The following is a 1,275-nucleotide window of genomic DNA, read 5'->3' on the forward strand; positions in this document are numbered from 1 at the left end:
TGATCGTCAGTGCTATGACATTAATTTCCCGCGTTCTGGGTTTAGTTCGCGATGTTGTAGTGGCAAATTTAATGGGGGCAGGAGCAAGCGCAGACGTCTTTTTCTTCGCCAACAAAATTCCGAATTTCTTACGACGTTTGTTTGCTGAAGGGGCTTTTTCTCAAGCGTTTGTCCCTGTTTTAACGGAGAATCACGCTCAAGGTGATATGGACAAAACACGCGAGTTGATTGCTCGTGCTGCCGGTACGTTAGGGGTTATTGTCTCTATTGTTACCGTGCTGGGCGTGCTGGGCTCTGGTGTGGTAACCGCGCTGTTTGGTTTTGGCTGGTTTTTAGATTGGATGCATGGTGGGCCGGCCGCAGAGAAATTTGAGCTAGCCAGTCTGATGCTCAAAATTACCTTCCCTTATTTATGGTTCATCACCTTTGTTGCGCTTTCCGGAGCCATTCTTAATACACTCGGCAAGTTTGCCGTCTCCTCATTCACTCCGGTCTTTTTGAATGTCATGATCATTCTGGCGGCTTGGTTTATCTCGCCACAGATGTCTCAACCGGAAATCGGTCTGGCTATCGGTGTGTTTTTAGGTGGTTTGGTTCAGTTCTTATTCCAAATTCCTTTCCTTATTAAAGCGGGCGTGATGGTTAAGCCTAAGTGGGGGTGGCGCGATCCTGGGGTGGTAAAAATCCGCACGTTGATGATTCCCGCTTTGTTTGGCGTCTCTGTCAGTCAAATCAACCTGCTATTTGATACTTTTATTGCCAGCTTTCTACAAACTGGCTCAATCAGCTGGTTGTATTATTCCGATCGTTTGTTGGAGTTCCCGCTGGGGCTGTTTGGTATTGCGATTGCGACGGTGATTTTGCCTGCGCTGTCTCGTAAACATGTGGACTCGCAGAGCGAAGGTTTTGCACATACCATGGATTGGGGCGTTCGCATGGTAACGCTGCTCGGGATTCCGGCGATGTTGGGTTTGATGGCGTTGGCGAAGCCGATGTTGATGGTGCTATTTATGCGCGGTGAGTTCTCTCCACAAGATGTGCACCAAGCGTCTCTGTCGTTGCTCGCTTACGCATCTGGCCTATTGAATTTCATGTTAATTAAAGTGTTGGCGCCAGGCTATTACTCACGTCAAGACACAAAAACGCCAGTGAAATACGGCATCATCGCGATGGTGACTAACATGGTGTTCAACGCAATTTTCGCCTATTTCTACGGTTACGTCGGCTTGGCTATTGCTACGGCATTGTCAGCGTTCGTCAACATGGCGCTGTTGT

General features: G+C 48.3%; 1 protein-coding gene. It reads left to right on the top strand.

Going from position 1 to position 1,275, the window contains the following annotated elements:
- Positions 1-2: 2 nt before the first annotated feature.
- The coding region (gene murJ / locus R8N28_RS25305) for a murein biosynthesis integral membrane protein MurJ (protein ID WP_318183671.1) at positions 3-1,275 on the top strand (1,273 nt) is incomplete at its 3' end.

The organism is Vibrio sp. Vb1554 (assembly GCF_033344235.1).